Annotated in this window: 27 protein-coding genes and 1 tRNA gene; 9 read left to right on the top strand and 19 right to left on the bottom strand. The window is 67.2% G+C overall.

What is annotated here, in order from left to right; all coding sequences use genetic code 11:
- Positions 1–60 precede the first annotated feature (60 nt).
- From metW to ACVWYO_RS09820, 4 genes are read right to left on the bottom strand one after another with little or no spacing between them, the layout of a single operon-like run.
- On the bottom strand, positions 61–657 hold the full coding sequence (metW, locus tag ACVWYO_RS09835; protein ID WP_457350343.1) for a methionine biosynthesis protein MetW: 597 nt from the start codon (positions 655–657) through the stop codon (positions 61–63).
- Positions 654–1,079, bottom strand: coding sequence for a GNAT family N-acetyltransferase (locus ACVWYO_RS09830; protein WP_457350341.1), 426 nt, complete (start codon positions 1,077–1,079; stop codon positions 654–656). Before ACVWYO_RS09830 ends, metW begins: the two co-directional genes overlap by 4 nt.
- On the bottom strand, positions 1,076–2,209 hold the full coding sequence (gene metX / locus ACVWYO_RS09825; RefSeq protein ID WP_457350339.1) for a homoserine O-acetyltransferase MetX: 1,134 nt from the start codon (positions 2,207–2,209) through the stop codon (positions 1,076–1,078). Before metX ends, ACVWYO_RS09830 begins: the two co-directional genes overlap by 4 nt.
- Positions 2,210–2,235: 26 nt before the next feature.
- Positions 2,236–3,840, bottom strand: a complete 1,605-nt coding sequence (locus ACVWYO_RS09820) for a flavin monoamine oxidase family protein (RefSeq protein ID WP_457350337.1) — start codon at positions 3,838–3,840, stop codon at positions 2,236–2,238.
- Positions 3,841–3,900: 60 nt separating this feature from the next.
- Here ACVWYO_RS09820 and ACVWYO_RS09815 point away from each other — a divergent pair, with 60 nt between their 5' ends.
- Positions 3,901–4,809, top strand: a complete 909-nt coding sequence (locus ACVWYO_RS09815; protein ID WP_457350335.1) for a prephenate/arogenate dehydrogenase family protein — start codon at positions 3,901–3,903, stop codon at positions 4,807–4,809.
- An 11-nt stretch (positions 4,810–4,820) separates the two neighbouring features.
- Here ACVWYO_RS09815 and ACVWYO_RS09810 read toward each other — a convergent pair whose 3' ends face one another.
- From ACVWYO_RS09810 to ftsE, 4 genes are read right to left on the bottom strand one after another with little or no spacing between them, the layout of a single operon-like run.
- On the bottom strand, positions 4,821–5,531 hold the full coding sequence (locus tag ACVWYO_RS09810; protein ID WP_457350333.1) for a lysophospholipid acyltransferase family protein: 711 nt from the start codon (positions 5,529–5,531) through the stop codon (positions 4,821–4,823).
- On the bottom strand, positions 5,528–6,064 hold the full coding sequence (locus ACVWYO_RS09805) for a YdcF family protein (RefSeq protein WP_457350331.1): 537 nt from the start codon (positions 6,062–6,064) through the stop codon (positions 5,528–5,530). The genes ACVWYO_RS09810 and ACVWYO_RS09805 overlap by 4 nt, the downstream gene beginning before the upstream one ends.
- Entirely contained in the window at positions 6,061–6,954 is an 894-nt protein-coding gene (locus ACVWYO_RS09800; protein WP_457350329.1) for a cell division protein FtsX, read from the bottom strand. Before ACVWYO_RS09800 ends, ACVWYO_RS09805 begins: the two co-directional genes overlap by 4 nt.
- Positions 6,951–7,661: a cell division ATP-binding protein FtsE gene (gene ftsE, locus ACVWYO_RS09795; RefSeq protein WP_457350327.1), complete on the bottom strand. Its 711-nt coding sequence runs from the start codon at positions 7,659–7,661 to the stop codon at positions 6,951–6,953. Before ftsE ends, ACVWYO_RS09800 begins: the two co-directional genes overlap by 4 nt.
- 166 nt (positions 7,662–7,827) lie before the next feature.
- Between ftsE and ACVWYO_RS09790 the strand changes: the two genes are divergently transcribed.
- On the top strand, positions 7,828–8,529 hold the full coding sequence (locus tag ACVWYO_RS09790; protein ID WP_457350325.1) for an MJ0042-type zinc finger domain-containing protein: 702 nt from the start codon (positions 7,828–7,830) through the stop codon (positions 8,527–8,529).
- On the opposite strand, the gene ACVWYO_RS09785 is transcribed toward ACVWYO_RS09790, so the two are convergent.
- Entirely contained in the window at positions 8,501–9,859 is a 1,359-nt protein-coding gene (locus ACVWYO_RS09785; RefSeq protein WP_457350323.1) for an MATE family efflux transporter, read from the bottom strand. The genes ACVWYO_RS09790 and ACVWYO_RS09785 overlap by 29 nt on opposite strands.
- A gap of 110 nt (positions 9,860–9,969) precedes the next feature.
- On the opposite strand from ACVWYO_RS09785, the gene ACVWYO_RS09780 reads away from it, so the two are divergent.
- The 6 genes from ACVWYO_RS09780 to ACVWYO_RS09755 all read left to right on the top strand — a co-directional run bounded on the left by ACVWYO_RS09780 (position 9,970) and on the right by ACVWYO_RS09755 (position 15,746).
- Positions 9,970–10,056 (top strand) — tRNA-Leu (locus ACVWYO_RS09780).
- Between the two features lie 155 nt (positions 10,057–10,211).
- Positions 10,212–11,285: a type III polyketide synthase gene (locus ACVWYO_RS09775; RefSeq protein WP_457350321.1), complete on the top strand. Its 1,074-nt coding sequence runs from the start codon at positions 10,212–10,214 to the stop codon at positions 11,283–11,285.
- A complete protein-coding gene (locus ACVWYO_RS09770) occupies positions 11,282–11,968 on the top strand; it encodes a methyltransferase domain-containing protein (protein ID WP_457350319.1) in 687 nt (228 codons plus the stop codon). Before ACVWYO_RS09775 ends, ACVWYO_RS09770 begins: the two co-directional genes overlap by 4 nt.
- The gene (locus tag ACVWYO_RS09765; protein WP_457350317.1) at positions 11,947–13,065 is read left to right on the top strand and encodes an NAD(P)/FAD-dependent oxidoreductase; all 1,119 of its coding nucleotides are present in this window, start codon (positions 11,947–11,949) and stop codon (positions 13,063–13,065) included. The genes ACVWYO_RS09770 and ACVWYO_RS09765 overlap by 22 nt, the downstream gene beginning before the upstream one ends.
- Before the next feature lie 15 nt (positions 13,066–13,080).
- Entirely contained in the window at positions 13,081–13,503 is a 423-nt protein-coding gene (gene msrB / locus ACVWYO_RS09760; protein ID WP_457350315.1) for a peptide-methionine (R)-S-oxide reductase MsrB, read from the top strand.
- A 56-nt stretch (positions 13,504–13,559) separates the two neighbouring features.
- Positions 13,560–15,746 carry a transglycosylase domain-containing protein gene (locus ACVWYO_RS09755; protein ID WP_457350313.1) on the top strand — a complete coding sequence of 729 codons (2,187 nt, stop codon included), beginning with the start codon at positions 13,560–13,562 and terminating at the stop codon, positions 15,744–15,746.
- On the opposite strand, the gene ACVWYO_RS09750 is transcribed toward ACVWYO_RS09755, so the two are convergent.
- From ACVWYO_RS09750 to ACVWYO_RS09740, 3 genes are read right to left on the bottom strand one after another with little or no spacing between them, the layout of a single operon-like run.
- Entirely contained in the window at positions 15,722–16,396 is a 675-nt protein-coding gene (locus ACVWYO_RS09750) for a M48 family metallopeptidase (protein ID WP_457350311.1), read from the bottom strand. The genes ACVWYO_RS09755 and ACVWYO_RS09750 overlap by 25 nt on opposite strands.
- Entirely contained in the window at positions 16,393–16,824 is a 432-nt protein-coding gene (locus tag ACVWYO_RS09745) for a YcgN family cysteine cluster protein (RefSeq protein WP_457350309.1), read from the bottom strand. The genes ACVWYO_RS09750 and ACVWYO_RS09745 overlap by 4 nt, the downstream gene beginning before the upstream one ends.
- Entirely contained in the window at positions 16,821–17,429 is a 609-nt protein-coding gene (locus tag ACVWYO_RS09740; protein ID WP_457350307.1) for an SCO family protein, read from the bottom strand. The genes ACVWYO_RS09745 and ACVWYO_RS09740 overlap by 4 nt, the downstream gene beginning before the upstream one ends.
- 76 nt (positions 17,430–17,505) lie before the next feature.
- Here ACVWYO_RS09740 and ACVWYO_RS09735 point away from each other — a divergent pair, with 76 nt between their 5' ends.
- On the top strand, positions 17,506–18,123 hold the full coding sequence (locus ACVWYO_RS09735) for an ankyrin repeat domain-containing protein (protein WP_457350305.1): 618 nt from the start codon (positions 17,506–17,508) through the stop codon (positions 18,121–18,123).
- Between the two features lie 32 nt (positions 18,124–18,155).
- On the opposite strand, the gene ACVWYO_RS09730 is transcribed toward ACVWYO_RS09735, so the two are convergent.
- The 7 genes from ACVWYO_RS09730 to dnaQ form a co-directional block, all read right to left on the bottom strand.
- Positions 18,156–18,668 carry an MmcB family DNA repair protein gene (locus tag ACVWYO_RS09730; protein WP_457350303.1) on the bottom strand — a complete coding sequence of 171 codons (513 nt, stop codon included), beginning with the start codon at positions 18,666–18,668 and terminating at the stop codon, positions 18,156–18,158.
- Between the two features lie 50 nt (positions 18,669–18,718).
- Positions 18,719–19,369, bottom strand: a complete 651-nt coding sequence (locus ACVWYO_RS09725; RefSeq protein WP_457350301.1) for a cell wall hydrolase — start codon at positions 19,367–19,369, stop codon at positions 18,719–18,721.
- Between the two features lie 153 nt (positions 19,370–19,522).
- Entirely contained in the window at positions 19,523–19,864 is a 342-nt protein-coding gene (locus ACVWYO_RS09720; protein WP_457350299.1) for a DUF1491 family protein, read from the bottom strand.
- Positions 19,861–20,331, bottom strand: a complete 471-nt coding sequence (locus ACVWYO_RS09715) for a PaaI family thioesterase (RefSeq protein ID WP_457350297.1) — start codon at positions 20,329–20,331, stop codon at positions 19,861–19,863. The genes ACVWYO_RS09720 and ACVWYO_RS09715 overlap by 4 nt, the downstream gene beginning before the upstream one ends.
- The gene (locus ACVWYO_RS09710) at positions 20,321–20,788 is read right to left on the bottom strand and encodes a PTS sugar transporter subunit IIA (RefSeq protein ID WP_457350295.1); all 468 of its coding nucleotides are present in this window, start codon (positions 20,786–20,788) and stop codon (positions 20,321–20,323) included. Before ACVWYO_RS09710 ends, ACVWYO_RS09715 begins: the two co-directional genes overlap by 11 nt.
- Positions 20,789–20,900: 112 nt before the next feature.
- On the bottom strand, positions 20,901–21,488 hold the full coding sequence (gene hpf / locus ACVWYO_RS09705) for a ribosome hibernation-promoting factor, HPF/YfiA family (protein WP_457350293.1): 588 nt from the start codon (positions 21,486–21,488) through the stop codon (positions 20,901–20,903).
- 89 nt (positions 21,489–21,577) lie between these two features.
- Positions 21,578–22,270, bottom strand: coding sequence for a DNA polymerase III subunit epsilon (gene dnaQ / locus ACVWYO_RS09700; protein ID WP_457350291.1), 693 nt, complete (start codon positions 22,268–22,270; stop codon positions 21,578–21,580).
- Positions 22,271–22,272: the final 2 nt, after the last annotated feature.

Here is a 22,272-nt window from a genome sequence, read left to right as displayed (position 1 = left end):
AGAACCTTCTTGTGTTACGGAATCAAGTAACCCCGCGCCCAACGCTTTGGTTCCTCGGGCTCAGTTCGGTTTGCGCAGCAAGAAGACGGCATGTTCGGCAAAGATGTTCGCCGCTGCGGTCCCGGTACGCTTGTCGCCCGAAAGGAACCATGCACCCTCGACGGCAATGCCGCGCTCGCCCACGAAGCTGCGGAAATCGTCGATCGTGACGTGATGGATGTTGGGCGTGTCGTACCAGCGTTCGGGCAGCAGCCGCGTCACCGGCATCCGCCCGCCCAGCAGCAGCGACATGCGCACGCGCCAATGCGCGAAGTTGGGGAAGGATACGAATGCCTGCCGACCGACGCGGAGCAGATGATCGAGCACGGCGTCGGGGCGCTTGGCGGTTTGCAGCGTCTGGCTGAGAATCGCATAGTCGAAGCTCGCCTGCGGATATTCGGCGAGATCAACATCGGCATCGCCCTGGATCACCGACAGCCCGCGCGAGACCGCTGCGGCGACATTGCCGGCATCGAGCTCGAGCCCGCGCGCATCGACGCGCTTGGTGTCACGCAGCGCCGCCATCAGCGCGCCATCGCCGCAGCCGACGTCGAGGATGCGCGTACCCGGCGCGACATGCTCGGCGATGATCGCAAGATCGGGGCGGAGCGCGGTCATGCGCGCAACGCCGCGGCAAAGGTCGGGTCGAGCCGTTCCATATAGCGCTCGGGCCGGATCGGCGCGTGGAAGCCGATCGCATCATAGACGCCGTGCGCGTCGGCCGTGACGAGCGCGATCCGGCGAATTCCCTGATAGTCGGGATGATCGACGAACCATTGCACCATCGCCCGCCCCAGTCCCTGTCCGCGCGCCGCCGCGTCGATCCACACATCGGCGATCCAGGCAAAGGTCGCGCGATCGGTGATGGCGCGGGCATAGCCGATCTGAACGCCGTCGCGGTAGGCGCCAAGACAGTGCGATCCGGCGATCGCGCGCTCGACCAGGTCGCGCGCGATCCCCGGCGACCAATAGCTCGAGGCCAGCCAGGCGTGAATCTGCGCCACGTCGAGCAGGCCTTTGTCGCCGGATAGCGTGATCATTCGCCCGCCCTCAGGAAACCATTGACGACACGGTTCATCTCGGGCGCTTCGAGCAGGAAGGCATCGTGCCCGTACGGGCTCGACAGTTCGACGAAGCTGACCGGCGCGCCGGCGGCGTTGAGCGCATGGACGATCGCACGCGATTCGGCGGTCGGGTACAGCCAGTCGGTGTCGAAGCTGACGAGGCAGAAGCGCGCTTTGGTCGCGCGGAAGGCATTCGCGAGCTTCCCGCCATGCTCCCCCGCGAGATCGAAATAATCCATCGCGCGGGTGATGTAGAGGTACGAATTGGCGTCGAAGCGATCGACGAAGCTGATCCCCTGGTGGCGCAGATAGCTCTCGATCTGGAAATCGGCATCGAAGCCGAAGCTGATCGCGCCGTCGGGGCGATCTGGGCGCGCCTGCAGCCGGCGGCCGAACTTCTCGGTGAGGCCGGCCTCCGACAGATAGGTAATGTGCGCCGCCATCCGCGCGACCGCGAGCCCCGCCGCGGGCGGATCGCCCGCTTCGTAATAGGCGCCGCCGCGCCATTTCGGGTCCGCCATCACCGCCTGGCGCCCGACTTCGTGGAAAGCGATGTTCTGCGCGGTGTGGCGCGCGGTCGAGGCGATCACCACCGCGGCGCGGACGCGCTCGGGGAAGGTCGCGGGCCAGCTCAGCGCCTGCATTCCGCCCATCGACCCGCCGACCACGGCCTGAAGCGTCTCGATCCCGAGATGATCGAGCAGCAGCGCCTGCGCACGCACCATGTCGCGAATCGTGATGACGGGGAAGCTCATCCCCCACGGCGCGCCGGTCGCGGGATTGACCGTCGCAGGGCCCGACGATCCCATGCAGCTGCCGAGCACGTTCGCACAGACAATGAAGTGCCGCGCGGGATCGATCGGCTTGCCCGGCCCGACCATCCGCACCCACCAGCCGGGCTTGCCCGTCACCGGATGCGCCGACGCGACGTGCTGGTCGCCGGTCAGCGCGTGGCAGAGCAGGATCGCGTTGCTGGCATCGGCGTTGAGCGTGCCATAGGTCTCGTACGCAATCTCGACCGGCGAGAGCAGCACCCCGCCATCGAGCCGAAGCGGCCCGGGCAGACTGACATGGCGGGCTAGCCCGAAACGCGGATCTTCGCTCATTCCCTGCGGTTAGGCCCGCGCAGGGTTCAACTCAAGCGGCGCGCGTGCGCGCGCCCTGCGATGATCGTCTGCGCCGCAAGCCGCCCGGTCTGCGCGCTACCGTTCATATAGCCGGGATAGGCGTCGGAGAGATGCTCGCCCGCAAACAGCACCGGGCCCGACGCGACCGGCGCCTTCGCCATGCCGTCGACCTCGGTCCAGATCAGCCGGCCGAAGCGCGTCAGCTGACCGGGGCGGAAATTGACATAGGCGCCCATCGACATCGGATCGCGGTGCCAGGCGCTGCGCCGTGCAAACGCGCTCGTCGCGGCCGTGATTCCCGGCAGCCCGGCTTCGGCTTGCGCAGCGAAGCGCTTGGCCAGCGCGGCGGGTTCGGGCGTATCGGCCGCCGCGACTTCGGCGCCGCCGAGGAACCAGGTCCACACATCGCCGCTTGCGCCGCGCCCATGCACGCTGCCGTCCCAGCCGCTGGCGACGCCGCCGCGCGGATTGGTCTGCCAGATCTCGCCGCCGCGGCCGATCACCTTGTCCCACGGCCGCGCGCTCATCCCGGCCTGGACCTTCATGTTCACGCCGAGCCCGACCTCGGCAATGAAACGCGTCCACAGCGGCGGCAGCGGGATGCGGAAATCGATCTTCCGCGTGATCGAGGCAGGCGTCGTGACGATGACGTTGGCCGCATCGACGGTCTTCCCATCGGAAAAGACGATCCGCACGCCGGGGCCGAACGGGTCGATCCGCGTCACGCGGCGGTTGGTGGTGATGCGCCCGGTGAGCCGCGCCGCCATCGCCGCAATCAGCGCACTGCTCCCGCCCTCGATCAGATAGCGTTCGTCGCTGCGGCTGAGCACATCGATCCGTCGCCCCGAGATCGACGGCAGGTTGAAGATCAGCTCGATCGCCGAGGCCTGTCCCGGCTCGGCGCCATATTCGGTCCGCGCGGTCGCCTCCATCAGGCGGCGGACCCACGGATCAGGCATCAAGGCTGCATGCTTGTCGAGATAGGACGTGAAGCTCATCGCATCGAGCTCGAGCGCGACCTTGGCGTAATTCTGATCGAGCCGCACCGAATCGGCGTCGATCTGCCCGGCGATGCCGCGCAGGGCGCTAGCGAGCTTGCCCTCGGGGACTTCCTTGCCGTCGCTCAGGATCGCCGTGCGATGCGGCGCGCCCTTGCGGTCGAGCAAGGCGAGCCCGAATTCGCGGGTCAGCGCGTGCATGTCGGCATGGTCGGTGTTGACGAGCTGCCCGCCTGCCTCGACCGTCGGCTTGCCGGGTTCGCGCGCAGTGTACATCCGGCCGCCGAGCCGCGTGCGCGCCTCGTACAGCTGCGCGTCGATCCCGGCCTGCGTCAGGTGCCACAACGCCGTCAGCCCCGCGATCCCACCGCCGATGATCGCCACCGGGCCGCCGCCCGGCGCTGCAAAGGCGGGCCGCGGCAGCGCCGCTGCGAAGCCGCTCGCGCCGAGTGCCAGCAACACCGCGCGGCGCGTCTGGCCGGTATCGCCCGCGACCGGCGGGGCGATCCCCGCTTCGCTCAGATTGGCCTGTCGCGCCGCCTCGAGCGCATGCCAGACCGTCTCGCCACCCCGCATTCCCGTCTCCCGCTCGGGATCTCCTAGCAGGCGCACGCGACAACGCCAGAGGCGCAAACCTTGCCATGACGCCAGCGATCCGCCATGCGCGCCGCCATGCTGCCTTTCGCCCGCGTCACCATCATCGGGATCGGCCTGATCGGATCCTCGATCGCGCGCGCCACGCGTGCCGCGATGCCCAGCGTCGCCCTGACCGGCTACGATGCCGATCCAGATGTGCGCGCGACTGCCGAGCGGCTCGACATGTTCGATGATGTCGCGAGCAGCAGCGGCGCGGCGGTGATCGACGCCGATCTCGTCATCCTGTGCGTCCCGGTCGGCGCAATGGAAGCCGCGGCGCGCGACTTCGCCGCCGACCTCCCCGCAGACGCCGTGGTCAGCGACGTCGGCAGCTGCAAGGCCGAAGTCGTCCGCGCCCTCACAGCAGCGCTGCCGAACGCGACGATCGTGCCGGCGCATCCCGTCGCGGGAACCGAGCGCAGCGGGCCCGAAGCGGGCTTTGCAACGCTGTTCCACAAGCGTTGGTGCATCCTGACGCCGCCCGAGGGCACCAACGCGCTCGCCGTCGAGCGCGTCGCCGAATTCTGGCGGCGATTGGGCGCCGAGATCGAGACGATGGCGCCCGACCATCACGACCGCGTGCTCGCGATCACCAGCCATCTGCCGCACCTGATCGCCTATACGATTGTCGGCACCGCGTCGGACATGGAAGAGGTCACGCAGTCCGAAGTGATCAAATATTCGGCAGGCGGTTTTCGCGATTTCACGCGCATCGCCGCGTCGGACCCGACGATGTGGCGCGACGTGTTCCTCGCCAATCGCGAGGCGGTGCTCGACATGCTGCAGCGCTTCTCGGAGGATCTGTCGGCGCTCCAGCGCGCGATCCGCTGGGGCAAGGGCGACGAGCTGTTCGACCTGTTCACCAAGACGCGCGCGGTGCGGCGCGGGATCATCGAACAGGGGCAGGACGACCCCGCCCCCGATTTCGGGCGCACGCACGAGTAAGTGGCGCACGCTTAAGGGTTTGGCACATCCAGCGCGTTGATCGCGGCATGGACGCGCCGTTCAGCCTCGTCGCGCGGCAGCCCGGGCGGGATCGGGTCACCGAAGCGGAACGTCACCGTTCCCGGCAGTTTGGGACCGTGCTTCGGCCACACCAGCCCGCTGTCGATCGCCACCGGGACAACCGGAATCTTGAGCATCTGATACAGACCCGCAAAGCCTGCGCGCAGTTCGGGCTGCTCGCCGGGCGCCACGCGCGTGCCTTCGGGAAAGATCAGGATCGAGCGTTTCGCCGAAAGCGCCGCGCGCGCATCGCGCAGCATCCGCCGCAAAGCGCCCGCCGACGCCTCGCGATCGACGACGATGACGCCATAGCGTTTGGCCGCCCAGCCCCACACCGGAATGTCGGTCAGTTCCTGCTTCATCACGATCGCCGGATTGCGCAGCATCCGCCCGAGCTCGAGCGTCTCGTACATCGACTGGTGCTTGGCGGCATAGAGCACCGGCGCGCCACCGAACGCCATATCGCCGAAGCGTCCGCCTTCGATCCGCTGGTGGATGTCGAGGATGTGGCGGGTCGTCCAGCCGTGCCAGCGCGTCCAGAAATGCGTGTGTGCGACCAGCGCGCGCCAGCTGATCAGCGCCGAGATCGGCGTGGTCATCACGATCGGCACCGACCCGCCGTAGAAGAGCAGCTTGAACAGGAGGTTTCGCAGCGCGATCATAAGACGGCCTTCATCAACAACGCCGCGCGCCGTACCAGCAATTTGTTATATTCGCCGATCAGGAGCGCGGAGCGCGGGGTGCTCGGCACGCCGTCGCCGATCACTTTCGCATCACCGTCGAGCGCACTGACCAATTCGAGCTTGGCGCGCGCGAGGTGCCAGTCCGACGTGACCAGCCGAACCGACGTGTATTTGTGATCGCGCACCCAATCCGCGGTCTCGTCGGCGTTCGAGCGCGTATCGACGGCCTCATGGCCGAGATCGATGCAGCAGCGGAACAGCGAAGGGCTGACGTGATATTCGTGCGCGAGCTCGCCCGGGCGCACTTCGGGCGCGACACCGCTGATCAACATGCGCTGACCGGCATGCGCCTTGAGCAAAGCGAGCCCGCGGTCGATCCGCCCTGCCCCGCCGGTCAGCACGACGATGGCGTCGGTCTTCGGGCCGGCCACAGGGGCCGGCATCGTCTTGAGGAAGATCGCAAAGCCGATCCCGTAGAGCAGCGCCGCCACGGCGAGGAGGCGCAGGATCATAGATATTTGCCGAGCGTGCCGAGCACCGCCTGGCGCGCGGCGAAGGTGGCGAGCACGGCAAAGGCGATCGGCAGGCAGCCAAGCACGATCCAGTCGCGCGCGGTGAGCGTCAGACCGGCAAGCAGATCGGATCCGAGCGCGCTCAATTGCAACCCGATCACACCAACCGTCCCCAACGCGAGCGCGGTGCCGAGCAACCCGCCGAGCAGCGTGTCGAGCGCGATCCGGCGCTGGAACAGCCGCGCGACCTGGACGTCGGTCGAGCCCAGCATGTGGAGCACCTCGATCGTCGCGCGATGCGTCTCCAGTCCCGCTCGCGCCGCGAGGATCACCACCGCCGCGGTCGCCGCGGCCATCAGCACGACGAGCCCACCCGCCAGCCAGCTTACCATCGCCATGAAATCGCGCACCGGCGACATCCAGCTTTCATGCCGGTCGATCCGCGCCGAGGGCGCGACTTGGCGAACCGTAGCGCGCACGCGCGCCACCGCGGCCGCATCCGCAACGCGCAGATCGACGTCGATCATCGCCGGGATCGGCAAATCGGGATCGGACGCGTCGCTGCCGAGCCAGGGCCGCAGCAGCGTCGCGAGCTTGGCAGGAGCGACCGCGGTGGCGCGGGTGACCTCACGGTTCGATTTGAGCGCGGCAAGTGCCCGCGCCGCCTGATCAAGCCGCTTGGCCTCGACCGGCTCGACGATCTGCACCGTCAGCCGCCCGGCCAGCTGGCGGTCGAGCAATGCCGCCGCCCCTAGCGTCCCCAGCCCCAGCGCCGCCGCCAGCACCGTCAGAAACAGCATGATCGCCATGATCCACGTCATCACGCGCGTGCCGCGGCTTTCGTCGAGCAGGCGCCGGTCGGCAGTCGAGGCGATCAACGCGACGCTCATTCGCCGCTCGCGGGCGGCGGCGGGAAGCGCAGCGAGCCGGTCGGATCGAGCAGGCGCCCCTTGTCGAGTCGCATCATGTGCGCATTCTGGATCCGCCCGAGCAGGTGGAAATCGTGCGTTGCGACGACGACGGTCGTGCCGAGCCGATTGAGCGAGTCGAACAGATGCAGCAGCCGCTCAGCCATGTCGGGGTCGACGTTGCCGGTCGGCTCGTCGGCGACGAGGATTTCGGGCCGACCGATCACGGCGCGCGCAATCGCGACGCGCTGCTGCTCGCCGCCCGACAGCGTCAGCGGCTTGGCGTCAATACGGTCGCTCAGCCCCACCCAGGCGAGCATTTCGCGCACCGGCGCATCCACATCGCTTTCGGGGACGCCCGAGACGCGCAACGGTAGCGCGATATTGTCGAACGCCGAAAGATGCGGGACGAGCCGGAAATCCTGGAACACCACGCCGATCCGCCGCCGAAACCCCGGTAAACGCCCGCGCGGCAGCGTCACCGCATCCTCGCCGAACAGCCGGATGTTGCCGCGCGTCGGACGCTGCGCGAGATAGAGCAGCCGCAGCAGCGAGGTCTTCCCCGCCCCCGACGCGCCGGTCAGAAAATAGAACGCGCCGCTCGACAGGGTGAAGCTGACATCGGTCAACGTCTCCTGACTGGTGCCGTACCGCAGCCCCACATTCTCGAACTGGACGATATTCGCCATGGTGGCGCGTGTTGCTCGCTTTTTGACCCTATGCCGCGTGTGTGCATCGCACGATCCGCCACGCCGCCACAAGCGGGCACGCATCGCGGCTCTTGCGGCCGATCTGCGAAAGGCGTAGATTTCGAGACACGTTGCCAGCGGGCGGCAACGGGGCCAAAGCCATATCATGATCCTCGAATGTACCGAGTGCCACACGCGTTACCTCGTTCCCGACACTGCGATCGGGCCCGATGGCCGCACCGTGCGCTGCGCCAGCTGCAAGCATAGCTGGTTCCAGGAAGGCGTCGTCGCCGGGGATCCGGAAGACGCCGGCGTGGCGCCGGTCGCGCAAACGCCCGTCGAAGCGCCGATCGCCGACTCGCCTCCGCCGCTCGAGCAGCCAAGCCCGGTCCAGCCTGGCGTGCCGAGCTACGACCCCTTCGCCCACGCGCCGCCGTTTCGCGCGCGCCGCAATCCGGCGAAGCGCTGGACGGTAGCCGCCCTCGCCGCGGGCGTCGCGATGCTCGCCGCGTTCGGCGGCATCGTCTATTCGGGCGCGCCGGGGCTCGCCAGCGACCTGTTCCAGCCCAATGCCGGCACCCCGCTCAAGATCGTCAGCAAGCCGATCGATCAGCACGTCTTCAACGGCAACGAGATCTTCGCGGTCAGCGGCACCGTCCTCAACCCGACCGATTCGCCACAGCCGGTGCCCGACATCCGCGCCGATCTGCGCGACGCGCAGCGCCGGATCGTGTTCAGCTGGATGATCCGGCCCGAGGCGAACACGCTTGCACCCAGGGGCAAGCTCGAATTCAACAGCGCCAAGCTCGACGTGCCCGTCAACGCCAAGGAACTGGTGCTCAGCTTTTCCGGCGAAACCGCGCACTGATCAGCGCGAAGCGCGCGCCGTGGAGCAACGTCGCGGCGACCATCCCGACGCCCGAGGCATAGACCAGCCCGATCGGCCCTGCGCCGTGCTGCACCAGCAGCCAGCCCGCCCCGCCGGTGATGAGGAAGAAGGCGAGGATGCTGTTGATCCCCGTCACGACCTGATCGCCGAGCGAACGCAGCGTATAGACGATCACGACCTGCACCCCGTCAAACAGGATGAACGGCGCCCAGATCGGCAGCATCGCCAGCGCCACGCCGTGGACGCCCGTCGCGGCGGGAAACAGCGCGACGATCATGCCGCGCCCGAGCACGATCAGCGTCGCCAACGCCGCCGTTGTCAGCGCCGCCAGCGCCATCGCGATCAGCGCGCGCGGAATCGCCAGCGCGGGAGTCCCTGCGCCGACCGCATTGCCTGCGCGGACTCCCGCGGCCGAGCCGAGGCCCAGCGCGACGCCGAACACCACGTTGTGCACCGCGAACACGATCTGGAAGGCGTGCGCGGTCACTGCGCCGAAATCGGTCGAGAGCGCGATCAGGATCGAGAAGCCGGCAAGTTCGAGCCCCGAGGCGAGCGCAGGCACGATCCCGAATCGGGCAAGGCGCCCCGCCCCGCGCAGCGCCGCCGCCCACGCCGCACCCGACAGATCGCGCACGCCGCGTTCGCGCGCCTGCGGCAGCGTCCACGCCGCACCGAGCATCGCCAGCGCGCCGAGCGATGACGCCATGGCCGTCGCCAGTGCCGCACCCACGGCACCGAGCGCCGGAAAGCCGAGATGCCCGCCCGACCATGCCCAGGCGAGCAGCGCGTTGAGCGGCAGCACCGCGAGGTTGACGCTCATCACGCGGCGCGGCCGCGCAATGCCTTCGAGGAAAAAACTCGCGGCGATCATCGCCAGCTGGGTCGGATAGCACAGCGCCATCACCCGCACGACGCGCGCGGCCGGTCCGATCAGCGCCGGCGCGACGCCGATCGCCGCCAGCAACCGCTCGGCGAACAGTCCGAAGCCGACCGCTCCGGCCACCCCCAGCAGCAGCGCCAGCACCAGGCCCGCGCGCAGCGTCGCGCCGGTCTCGGGCAAATCCTTCGCCCCGTCGGCGCGCGCAGTGAACACCAAGGTGCCCGACAGCCAGGCAAGCCCGCCGACGATCGTCACGAAGGTCAAGGCGCGGCTCGCCCCCAGCGCGGCGACCTGGTCGGTCCCGGTCAGCCCGACCACGACGATGTCGGTCACGCTCAGAACCGTCCAGTTGAGGCTGGTCAGCATCACTGGCCACGCAAGCGCGAGAATGCGGCGCGTTTCATCGAGCAGGGGGCGGTGGCGCGGCATCCGGCGCTGCTACCTCGATCGCAATCGATGCGATAGGCGTTGCGCTCCCCGAAAGCCTTTGCTAGGGGCGCTCGCCTACCAGCTGCCGGGTTCGCCCGGCGATGTTACGTGCGGCCGTGGCGGAACTGGTAGACGCGCAACGTTGAGGTCGTTGTGGGCGAAAGCCCGTGGAAGTTCGAGTCTTCTCGGCCGCACCACTTTTCTGGATATCGCCGCCACGCATGGGACACCGTGCCGTGGCGGACGGTCCCCCCCTTAAGCGAAGCGGATTCTGCGGCCCCTTGCGGATCGTACCGGCTGGCGTAGCGTTGTCCCCGAACCGGACGTACCGCCGGCCCTGTGAAAGCCTCGCTTGCCTAGCACCGCTCATATCACCGCGATCGGCACCGCCGTTCCGGACCACGACATTCATCATGCGTTTATCGGATGGGCACGCGCGCGCTTGCCCGATTCGCGTTCGGCCAAGATTTTCGATCGGATGGCGGGTCGCGCCGGGATTGGCCATCGCTGGTCGGTGCTGCCGATCGGCGACGATGGCGGGTCACCCGTCGATGCCGGCGGCTTCTATGCGCGCAACCTGTTGCCCGGCACCGCCGAGCGGATGCAGCTCTACGCGCGATTCGCCCCGGCACTGAGCCTTGCCGCGATCGATGCGCTGCGGGCGCAAGTCCCGCTCGACGGCATCACCCACCTCGTCGTCGCGAGTTGCACCGGATTTGTCGCGCCCGGGATCGACCAGATCGTCGCCGCGCGACTCGGGCTCGATCCCTCGGTCGAGCGGCTGCTCGTCGGGTTCATGGGCTGCTATGCCGCGGTCGCTGCGTTGCGCAGCGCGCGCCACATCGTGCGTTCGGACCCCGCTTCGCGCGTGCTGGTCATCTGTGTCGAACTCTCGACTTTGCACCTTCAGGACACGCCCGCACTCGAACCGCTGCTCGCGATGCTGCAATTCGGCGACGGTGCGGCGGCGGCGCTGGTCACCGCCGAGCCGCAGGGCTTTGCGCTCGGACAGCCGTTTGCAACAACGCTTCCCGATTCGGCCGAGCTGATTCGCTGGGACATCACCGACAGCGGCTTTGCGATGCATTTGTCGGGCGAAGTTCCGGCGCGCATTGCCGCCGGCCTTGGCGATCCGACCTTCGCCGCCGCGGCCACTGGCGGTCGCGCACCAGACGATATCGACGGGTGGGCGGTCCATGCCGGGGGACGTTCGATCCTCGATGCGGTCGAGACCAGTCTCGCTCTGCCCGCGGATACGCTGGCGGCATCGCGCAGCGTGCTCGCCGACAATGGCAACATGTCGTCGGCGACGTTGATGTTCGTGCTCGCCCGCCTGCTTGCCGGGCCACCGATTCGCGAAGGCGTCGCGCTGGCGTTCGGCCCCGGGCTCGCCGCCGAGGGTTTCGGCTTTCGGAGCGCCGCGTGACGCTCGAGCAGCGCGCCATCGCCGAAGAGCTGATGGATGCCGACGATCTGGCGCCCGAGACCTATGCCGCGGTCGTCGGCGATCTCGCGAAGGTCAATGTCGTGACGATGGCGGCGCGCCCGACGCTCGATTTCCTGCGGCGCGGGACGGTGGGACGGAAGCGCTTCAAGCTGCTCGACGTCGGGTTCGGCGATGGCGACATGCTGCGCCGCATCGCGCACTGGGCGGCGCGGCGCGGGATCGACGCCGAGCTGGTTGGAGTCGATCTCAACCCCCGCAGCGCGCGCGCCGCCACCGCGCACACGCCCGCCGACTTGCCCATTCGCTACGTCACCGGCGACTATGCCGATCTTGCCGGGCAAGGTTGGGATTTCGTTGTGTCGAATCTCGTCGCGCATCATATGGACCATGACCAGCTGATCGCCTTCCTGCGCTTCATGGCGGCGGAAAGCGCGCGCGGGTGGCTGGTCAACGATCTCCACCGGCACGGCTTCGCCCATCGCGGCTTCCCGTTGCTCGCGACGCTCGCGCGCTGGCACCCGATCGTGCGGCACGACGGCACACTGTCGATCGCTCGCTCGTATCGCCCCGCCGAATGGCCCCCGATCCTCGCCGAAGCTGGCGTCTCTGCGCGCGTCTATCGCACCTTCCCGTTCCGGTTATGCGTCGAACAGCTGCGCTGATCCTCGGCGGCGGGCCCGCGGGCGCGAGCGCCGCGATCGTCCTCGCGCGCGCCGGCGCACCGCATTTGCTGGTCGAGCGAAGCCGCGAGACGGGCGATGCGATCTGTGGTGGCTTCCTCAGCTGGCGCACGCTCGAGTCGCTCGCCCGGCTCGGCGTTGCGCCCGACGCGCTCGGCCCCGCGCGCGTGACCACGGTGCGGGTGCTTTCGGGCGACCGCGTCGTCGAGACACGGCTGCCGCGCCCGGCGCATGGCGTGTCGCGGCACCTGCTCGACACCGTGCTGCTCGCACGCGCGATCGAAGCGGGGTCTGCGGTCGAGCGCGGCGTGACCGTGCGCGGCGTGGATGGCCTGACGGCGCGGCTCGACGATGGTGCGGATCTTGCCGCCGACACGCTGTTCCTGGCGAGCGGCAAGCATGACGTCCGCGGCGCCGCTCGCCCCGCCGACGCGCGCGGCAGCGATCCTGTGCTCGGCCTGCGCGTGCGCATTCCCGCGGCGCCCGGGCTCGACGCGCTGATCGGCGAGTCGATCGAACTCCATCTGTTCGATCGCGGCTATGTCGGAATCGTCCGGCAGGAGGATGGCAGCGCGAATTGCTGCCTCGCCGTCCACCGCTCGGCGTTGATCGAAGCCGGCAGCCCCTCCGCCCTGCTCGACCAGCTGGGCCGCGAACATCCGCGGCTCGGTGACCGCTTCGCCTATCGCAGCGGCGACGAGGCGATCGATGCGATCGCCAACGTGCCCTACGGTTGGCGCGCTTTGCACGGCGCGCCCGGACTGTTCCGGCTTGGTGACCAGGCTGGCGTCATTCCGTCGCTCGCGGGCGAAGGCATGGGGATCGCGATCGCCAGTGGCATTCGCGCAGGCCATGCCTATCTAGAAGGCGGTGCGGCGGCTGCCCCCGGCTTCCAGCAGGGATTTGCGCGCGCCACCGCCCGACCGATTCGTCTCGCCGGACTCGTCCGTGATGCCGCCGAACGCCCGACCCTCACCGGGCTCGCGCTTCCGCTGCTGCGGCAGGTCCCGGGACTGATCGAGATTATCGCATCCTTGACCCGGATCGGCCATTCCCGGCTTGACCGGACGCCTCGCTAATTGGAAAATATCGCCATGGATCACATCACCCTGTCCGAGACCGAGTGGCGCAAGAAATTGAGCCCGGAGGCCTATCACGTGCTGCGCGAAGCCGGCACGGAGCGCGCCTTTTCCGGGCGTTACGACAATAACAAGGCGGATGGCATCTATCGCTGCGGCGGATGTGCGCTGCCCTTGTTCGATTCGGCCGACAAATATGATTCGGGGTCGGGCTGGCCGAGCTTCACCCAGCCGATCTCGTTAGAGCGTGTCGTCGAGCATAGCGATGTCAGCCACGGCATGGTCCGCACCGAGGCGCGCTGTGCGCGTTGCGACGGTCATCTCGGCCATGTCTTCCCCGATGGCCCGCCGCCGACCGGCCTGCGCTATTGCATGAACTCGCTCAGCCTCGACTTTCGCGGCCGGGAGAGCGTGGGCAGCGACGAAACGAAGGACTGACCTAGCCGGCTACGGCTTGTCGGAGTGTCCGGCAAAGCCTAACGCTACGCTGCTTCATGGCACGCTCCTCCGCTCCTTCGCCACGCTCCAAACGCGCGCCCGCCTGGCGCCGCTGGAGCGTCTTCGTCCTGCAGATCGGCGCGGGGCTTGCTGTCCTCGCGGCCGCCGTGCTCGCGATCACCGTCTATGTGTCCGAAGGCCAGCTGCCGACGTTCGACGCGTTGAAATCGTCGCCCAACGGCCAGATGATCCGCGTCCATGCCGCCGATGGCACGGTGATCGTCTCGATGGGGCCGAGCTTTGGCGAATGGCTATCGTACGATCGCATCCCGAAGGTGATGCGCGATGCGATGATCTCGGTGGAGGATCGCCGATTCCGATCGCATATCGGCGTCGATCCGATCGGCATGGTGCGCTCGGTCCAGGTGCGCTTCGAACGCGGCCATTGGCGGCAGGGCGGATCGACGATCACGCAGCAGCTCGCGCGCAATATCTTCCTCAATTCGAACAAGCAGTGGGGCCGCAAGGTCCGCGAAGGCATCATCGCGCTCGCACTCGAGCGCAAGTTCAGCAAGGACGAAGTCCTCGAACTCTACCTCAACAAGGTCTATTTCGGCGGCGGCGCCTACGGAATCGATGCAGCATCGCGCAAATTCTTCGGTCACGGCGCCGATCATCTCAGCCTGACCGAGGCTGCGGTGATCGCCGGACTGGTCAAGGCACCCTCCAATTACTCGCCGACCGCCGATATCGACGCCGCACGCGGACGCGCCGGCGTCGTGCTCAAGCTGATGCAGGAGACCGGCGCGATCACGCCGTCCGAGGCCGACGCGGCGCAGATCGACAAGATCGCTTTCGTCCCCGAGGCGCGGCAGAACAGCGTACGCTACTTCACCGACTGGGCGCTGCCGCAGCTCGAAATGTTGATCGACGAGACGCAGCGTCCGCTCGAAGTGTGGACGACGCTCGATCTCAACATGCAGCGTGCCGCCGATGCCGCGATCCAGCAGAATGCTCCGCGCGGCGCGCAAGGTGCGCTGGTGGCGATCGACCGCGACGGTGCAGTCCGCGCCATGGTCGGTGGGACCGACTATGTCAGCTCGATCTACAACCGCGCGACCCAGGCGATCCGCCAGCCGGGCTCGGCGTTCAAGCTGTTCGTGTATCTCGCGGCGCTCGAGGCGGGCCACAAGCCCGAGGACTCGATCGTCGACGAGCCGGTGACGATCGACGGCTGGAGCCCGCGCAACGATTCGCGGCGCAACAGCGGTGCGGTAAGCCTGCGTACGGCGTTTGCGTACTCGCTCAACACTGTCGCGGCCAAGCTCGGCCAGGAAGTCGGCTTCGCGACCGTCGCCGACATGGCGCGGCGCTTCGGCATCACCACCAAGGTCAATACGCATCCCTCGATGGTGCTCGGCACCTCTGAAGTGCGACTGATCGACATGACGCGCGCCTTTGCCAGCGTCGGCAACAAGGGTGTCGCCGTCACACCCTATGGCATCACCAAGGTGACCGCATCGGGTGAGACGATCTATGCGCAATCGGTCGACACCAGCCATGTCCTCGTTGCGCCCTATGTCGCGGCCGAGATGACCGATTTGCTACAGACCACGGTCAATACCGGCACCGGCAAGGCCGCGCAGATCGGCCGGCCGGTCGCGGGCAAGACCGGCACGACGACATCGAGCAAGGACGGCTGGTTCCTCGGCTTCTCGAGCGGCCTTACCACCGGCGTGTGGATGGGCCGCGACGACGCCAAGCCGATCGCAGGGCTCCACGGCGGCACCGCCCCGGCCAAGGCGTTCGCCGCGTTCATGCGCAGCGCGGTCGCCAGGCGCCCGGTCGAGCAGTTCGACACCAAGGTGACGCTGCCCGAATTCCAGCTCGAACCCGACCAGGAATCGTATTTCGGCGAGGCCGATAACGGTCTGTTCGTCGACGAAAACGGCAACCCGGTCGAGTCGGGCCGTGCGCCCCAGGCCGAGCAGCAGGTCGATGCCGACGGCAACCCGATTGCGCCGCGGAGCGCCGATCCGCGCATCGCGCGCGGCGCGGACTCGCAGCCGGCGCAGGAGCGCCCGGACGATACGCAGAAGCTCGACCAGGGCTGGCTCGACCATGTTCTGGGGCGCGACGCCCCCCGCCCGGCCCCAGCCCCGACGCGAGTTCCGCGCGACCGGCCTGCGATCACCCCGCCCGACCGCTATGACGATCGTCAGGACTCGCGGCCGACCCAGTGAAGTGCGGCGCCGTTGGCGCGAAGCCAACGGCGCGATTCATCGGGATCGCGTTCGTCGAGCAGGTCGAGTACGCGGTAGAAACGGGGGCTGTGATCCATATGCAGCCGGTGCGCGACTTCATGCGCAACCGTCGAGCGGCGGACGTAATCGGGCATCAGGATAAGCCGCCAGCTGTAGCGGATCGTTCCCGACGAAGCGCAGCTCCCCCAGCGCGTCTTGGGATCGCCCACGGCAACCTTGCTGACGACGACCCCGGCGCGCGCAGCGAATTCGGCGGTTTCGTCGCTCAGCATCCGCAATGCCTCGCGTTTGAGCCACGCCGCGATCCGGCGCGACAGGCCGTCGAGCGGGCCGCCACAGAGCAGCTGCTCGCCGTCGCGCTTGACGGTTCGCGGTGCTGCCGGATCCCACTCGATTGTCAGCGCACCGTCGCCGAACGGGATCCTGCCGCCGGGCGCGAAGGGTTGCGCCTGCGGCAATCGCGCGCGCTGTTCGGCGATCCAGCCGGCCTTCTCCTCCGCCCACGCAAGCGCCTTCTTGAGCGGCGCGCGCGGCGGAAGGACAAGGCGGACACGGCCGGTGGCGCTGTCGACCGACAGCCGTGCCCGGCGCGCGCGCGCGTTGCGAACGACCTCGATCGCCGCGGTCACAATTCCCGATCGACCAGATGATATTCGAGCTCGCCGGCATCGTCTTCGGAGATCGTCCAGCCGCGCACCGATTGCCCGGCGCGATGCACCGACTCTCGGTCACCCGAGACGAGATAATGCCAGTCATGCAGCGGCTCGTCGGCAGCGCGGAGCCGATAGGCGCAGGTTGCCGGCAGCCAGTCGATCGTCCGGACATTGTCGCGGCTGAGCCGCACGCACTCGCTGACATACGTGTGGCGATGCTTGTAGTTCGAACATTGCGCGGTCGCGCGGTCGAGTAGGCGGCACGAGACGTTGGTCGGCAACAGTTCGCCCGTCTCCTCGTCCTCGAGCTTGTGGACGCAGCATTTGCCGCAGCCGTCGCACAACGCTTCCCATTGGCCGCGATCGAGCGTGTCGATCGGTTCTTCCCAGAATTTTCCGCTCATTTCACCCACCGGTCGAGCTCTGCCGCGACATCACGCGGGGTCTTGTCTGCAGGAAGCAGAACGACGGGCTTGCCCGCCGGGTCCATCAGGATCGCGAAACGGCTATGGGCAACGAGATACCCACCCTCGGCATTCGGCTTTTCGACATCGGCGGTCACCCCGTACGCTTTGGCCGCCGCAGCAATCGCCGCGGGCGAACCGGTCAGGCCGATCATGCGCGGATGGAAGGCGGCGGCATAGGCATTGAGGACCGCGGGCGTATCGCGCTTCGGGTCAACGGTGACGAAGATCGGCACCACTTCCGCCGCGCGCTTCGCATCCTGCGCTTCGAACAGGCGCAGGCCGGCACCGATCGTCTGGAGGTCGGTGGGACACACATCGGGACAAAAGGTGTAGCCGAAATACATGATGCGATAGCGGCCGGCGAAATCGCGGTCGCTGCGCGCCTTTCCATTCTGGTCGATCAGGCGAAACGGACCGCCGATCCTGACACCGTCGAGCGGCGCGCGGGTCGGTGGGGCCGAGCCGCTGCAACCAACCGTAGATACGGTCAGCAACAGCGCACCCAGCGTGCGGGCAATCTGGTTCATAGCGCCGTCAGCCATGATCTGTTAGGCCGATTCACGCAAGCTTTTGAGCTTCTTCCCGATCGTGTCGTTCGACTCAGCCAGGATCCTCTCGATGACCCTTCGTACCGCTACGCTCGCCCTCACCCTGCTGGCCACCAGCGCACTGGCGCTCGTTCCCACACCCATTGCCTCACAGATCGGCCAGTCGGCGGGGTATAAGTTTCTCCAGTCGGTCAAGGATGCCAAGAATGACGAGGTCATCGCCGCGCTCGAAAAGCCCGGTGTCACGATGATCAACACCCGCGATCGTACGAGTGGCGAGGGCGCGCTGCATATCGTGGTTCGACGGGGCGACATGGCGTATGTATCGTATCTGCTGTCGAAGGGCGCTGACGCCAATCTCCGCGACGACAAGGGCGAGACGGCGATGATGCTGGCAACCCGGCTCGGTCGCAAGGAAATGGTCGATGCGCTTGCCAAGAGCGGCGGTAACGTCAACCTCGCCAATGCGAGTGGCGAAACGCCGTTGATTATCGCAGTTCAACGCCGCGACCAGACACTCGTGCGCGATCTGCTCGATCTCGGGGCCGACCCTGATCAGGCCGATCACCTCCAGGGATTTTCCGCGCGCGATTATGCCACGCAGGACAAGCGGTCGCCGAGCATCGCGCAGATGATTGAAGCGAATCCCAAAAAGGCGCGCAAAGCGGTGTCGGGGCCGAAGCTCTGACACTGCTCCACGTGGAACACTCGCGCCGGTGATTACGGAACGATTTGCGCTTCCGGATCGGTGAGCGCGATCAGCCTGCGCCCTGCCCGCCGTCCGAACGCAAGCGTGACGCGCTTTCGGGTTGCAGCAGACAATGGTTCGGTGTGCGCGTCGCGGATCACCGCCGCGTCGTAGCGATCCGCAACGATGATCCCGGTACGCTCGGGCAAGAAGGCCGCCCCGTCGAGCGGCGAAGCGTCGAAGCCCGCTGGAACGGCCCAATAATAGCGGTCGCAACAGCCGAGATAATCGGTCCACTTTCCGTCGCCGAGCAGATCCGCGCGCGAGACCTTGATCTCGACGATGACGATTTGACCCCGCGCATCAATCGCCATCAGGTCGGCACGACGATTACCGTCGAGCGGCACTTCGGCCATCGCGATCAGATCGTGACGCAGCAACATCCGTGTCGTCCCGCGCGCGACATCGGCTGCGCATAACGGCGAACCGGGGAAATCGGCACAGGCGTCGTCGGACGCTATGATAGGATCGGAGGTGCGTAGCATCACCCGATCCTAGAACATTTCACGAACGCGTCCAAGAGGACGCGCGTCGCTCAGCGATAGAAAAGATGGTTGCCGATCGCTGCAACCTGGACGCGATGCCAGCCCGGCGCGGAACGGCGCGCATGGAAATACATGGCGTCCGACGCGGGGCTATCCCACGCGTCGGCAAGCGCAACGCGCGCAACGGCGACCGCGGTGCGGTATTGCTTGTTCGGCGCGATATCGGGGACATGCCCGCCGCGCACGAAGGAGAATTGCCCGGGCTGGGTCACGACCGAGCACACACCCTTGGGAAAGCGGCCCGACTTCGAACGGTTGAGGATCACTTCGGCGACGGCGAGCTGACCGCTCAGCGGTTCGCCCTTGGCTTCGAAATAGATTGCGCCGGCCATGCACTGAAGCTCGTCGTTCATCGCTTCGGGGCCAGGCTGGGCCGCCACCGCTGCGTCGAGCGTACCATAAGCAACGGTATCGCCGTCCTGCTCGGCATCGGACTCGGGCAGCGTGGCGGTTACGGGATCGGTCGACTGGGTGGTTGCGATCGCCGGCATCATGTGCGGCGTCTGCGGAACCGAAAGTGCGGTAGGCACGTTGATAGCACGATTGATTTCCTGAGCGAAGCCAGGTGTTCCGAAGCCGATGAGAGCAGCGACGGTAAAGGTCAGCGTCACGATGGATGCGACGCGATTCGAAAACGACATGAAAACGACTAAAATGCGGTTGGTGCGCGGATAGGGTCGACATATGTCGCCCCACCGGACAGCCCCCCGACTGCGTAATCATTCCGGATCGCACCCGGCACGACACAACGCCCTGACTAAGAGCTGTGCGTATCCCCGCGCGACCGCCTGCGGTCAATCGCCGAGGATTGTTTCTGCGGCGAATCGTTCTGCCGATGCGATGTCCAGTTCGATTACCCACAGATCCGGATCGCGATCGCGGCGTCGGCGCCAATAGCCGTCGCATTCGGCCTGATCGGCTGCGTCCGCCGGACCGCTCGCTATCAAAGCGGGCTTCCCGGCAGCGCCAAGCGCCCGCTCGATCATCCGTTTCGGCGTGTTTCCATGCTGCAATATCAAAAGGATACCGCCCGAATCCGCGTCGCCCTTGGCACGCACCATTGCCATCCCGCCGGCATCGTTGACGCGCTTCAGCAGCGCTGAAACGAGAATCCCCGTCGCGAGCGTAGCGCTCACGCCGAGCGATACCCGGGCAAGCCAGCAAGCGCGATCTGCGAGCGCATGAACGTTCCCGTCCCGCGTGCCGCTTCATCGCCCACCGCGTCGATCAGCCGTGCCTCGGCGACGAACACTCGCCGATGGCCCGAGACCCAGCGCCCTTCGGCGACCACCGGGCCAGCGCGCAGCGGCTTGGTCAGCAGCAAATTATACGCGGTGGTCAGCAGGAAACGGTCGGTCACCAGACTGTTCGCGGCATAGAAGGCGGCATCGTCGAGCATCTTGAAATAGCTCGTGCCGTGCGCGGCGCCCGCGGCATGGAAGAAGCGTTCGTCGATCGTGAAGTGGATCCGCGCCAGCCCCGCCTCGGGAATCTCGAGTGTCGATTCGAACAGCCGATTGATCGGCGCCGCGGCATAAAGCGCTTCGAGCGCGCGGAAATGCGCCTGCTCGCCCGCCGGAACAACGCGGTCGTTATGCGGCATCGCGCGCCTGATCGGCAATAAGCAGGGCAACGAGCGCATCGCGCGACCCGGCGCCGCGCAGCTTCGCAACGAACGCCTGATCGCGCAGCGCGCGCGAGACGAGCGCGAGCGCCTTGAGGTGCGTCGCGCCCGCGTCGGGCGGCGACAGCAGCAGGAAGACGATGTCGACCGGCATGTCGTCGACCGAGTCGAAGTCGATCGGCTGGACCAATCGCGCGAACACGCCGCGCACCCGGTCGAGCCCGCGCAGCTTGCCATGCGGCGTCGCCACGCCACCGCCGAACCCGGTCGAGCCCAGCTTCTCGCGCGCCGTGACCACCTCGGCGACAGCGGACGCATCGACGCCATAGACGCTCGCGGCGGCGGCGGCGAGCTGTTGAAACAGCGCCTTACGCGTGCCGGCGCTGACGCGCTCAAGCACCGCGTCGGGCGCGAGGATATCGTGCAGATCGGTCATGACAGTCCTTGAGCCCGCCCAGAGCGGATGCTGTGCGCGAGCCCATAGCGCCGATTGGCGAGCGGCGAAAGCGCGACCCTCGGGCCCCGCCTCTGCCGTTCGCAGCAACAGGTCAGGATTCGCGTTGCGGCTCGACCCAACCGATCGTCCCGTCGCCGCGGCGATACACCATGTTGTAGGTGCCCGAGACGCTGTTGCGGAACAGCAAGGCCGCGGTGTTGCGCAGATCGAGCATCATCACCGCATCGGAGACCGAGGCATCGGGCACGTCGACGCGCGTTTCGGCGACGATCAGCGGGAAGTCCTCGACTTCCTCTTCGGAGGTGCTTTCCTGGAACAGCGTATAGCCGGCATTATCGGCATCCGCCGCCTGCGCGGCCGCAGCGCTCGCCACGCCGGCGTTGCGATCCTTGAGCCGGCGCATGTAGCGCCGCAGCTGCTTCTCGATCTTGGCGGCAGCGGCATCGAAGGCGAGATGCGCGTCGGCGGCATCGCCATGCGCCTTGAGGATCAGGCCCTGCATGACATGCGCGACGATGTCGGCGGTGAAGCGATTGTCGTGCGGGCCCTTGCCGAAAGTGACCTGGGCCGAGATGGCGCGCGCGAAATATTTGGTGGCGATGCCCTGGAGTCGCTCGTCGACATGGGTCCTGAGCGCCTCGCCCGTTTCGACCTGATGGCCGGAAACCCGAATATCCATGAGCATTCTCCTTACATAGGCCAGCGTCGCTATGACGATCACCGGCGGTAGATGACGCCTGTCGGGCGCCTCGACCCCCCAAACTCAGCTCACGCCATGGCCGGATCGCTCCCCCATAACGGGTTGACCACAGTCTTGAGAAAGGCGGTGTGACGCGCCCGGTCCGCCTCGGCGACCGCAAAGATGCGGGGTGGGCGAACGACGGTCGCGACGATCAGCGTGCTTGGCGCGGTGTCCGCGACGACGTCGCTGACCAGGCCGAGCCCGATCTGGCGTCCACCGGTCAGCTCGACATAGACTTGCGACAGCAATTGCGCGTCGAGCAGCGCGCCGTGGACGGTGCGATGGCTGCGATCGATGCCGTAGCGGTTACACAACGCATCGAGGCTGTGCTTCGTGCCGGGATGCCGCATGCGTGCCATCGCGACGGTATCGACCATGCGGTCCAACCCGACGGTTGCCCGGCCGCAACGTTGCAGTTCGCCGTTGAGAAAGCCGAAATCGAAGCTCGCATTGTGCGCAACGAGCGGGCTGTCACCGATGAAATCGAGCAGATCCTCGACCCGTTGCACGAACAGCGGCTTGTCGGCGAGGAACGCGTCGCTCAGCCCGTGGACGCGCTGCGCCTCGGCCGGCATCGTGCGCTCGGGGTGGAAATAGGCGTGGAAAGTGCGCCCCGTCTCGACCTTGTTGACCATCTCGAGACAGCCGATCTCGACCATGCGATCGCCATCGGCGAAGCTGAAGCCTGTGGTCTCGGTGTCGAAAACGATCTCACGCATAA

The sequence above is a fragment of the Sphingomonas sp. UYP23 genome, from assembly GCF_054059235.1.
This window is presented reverse-complemented; position numbering and strand designations above follow the sequence as displayed.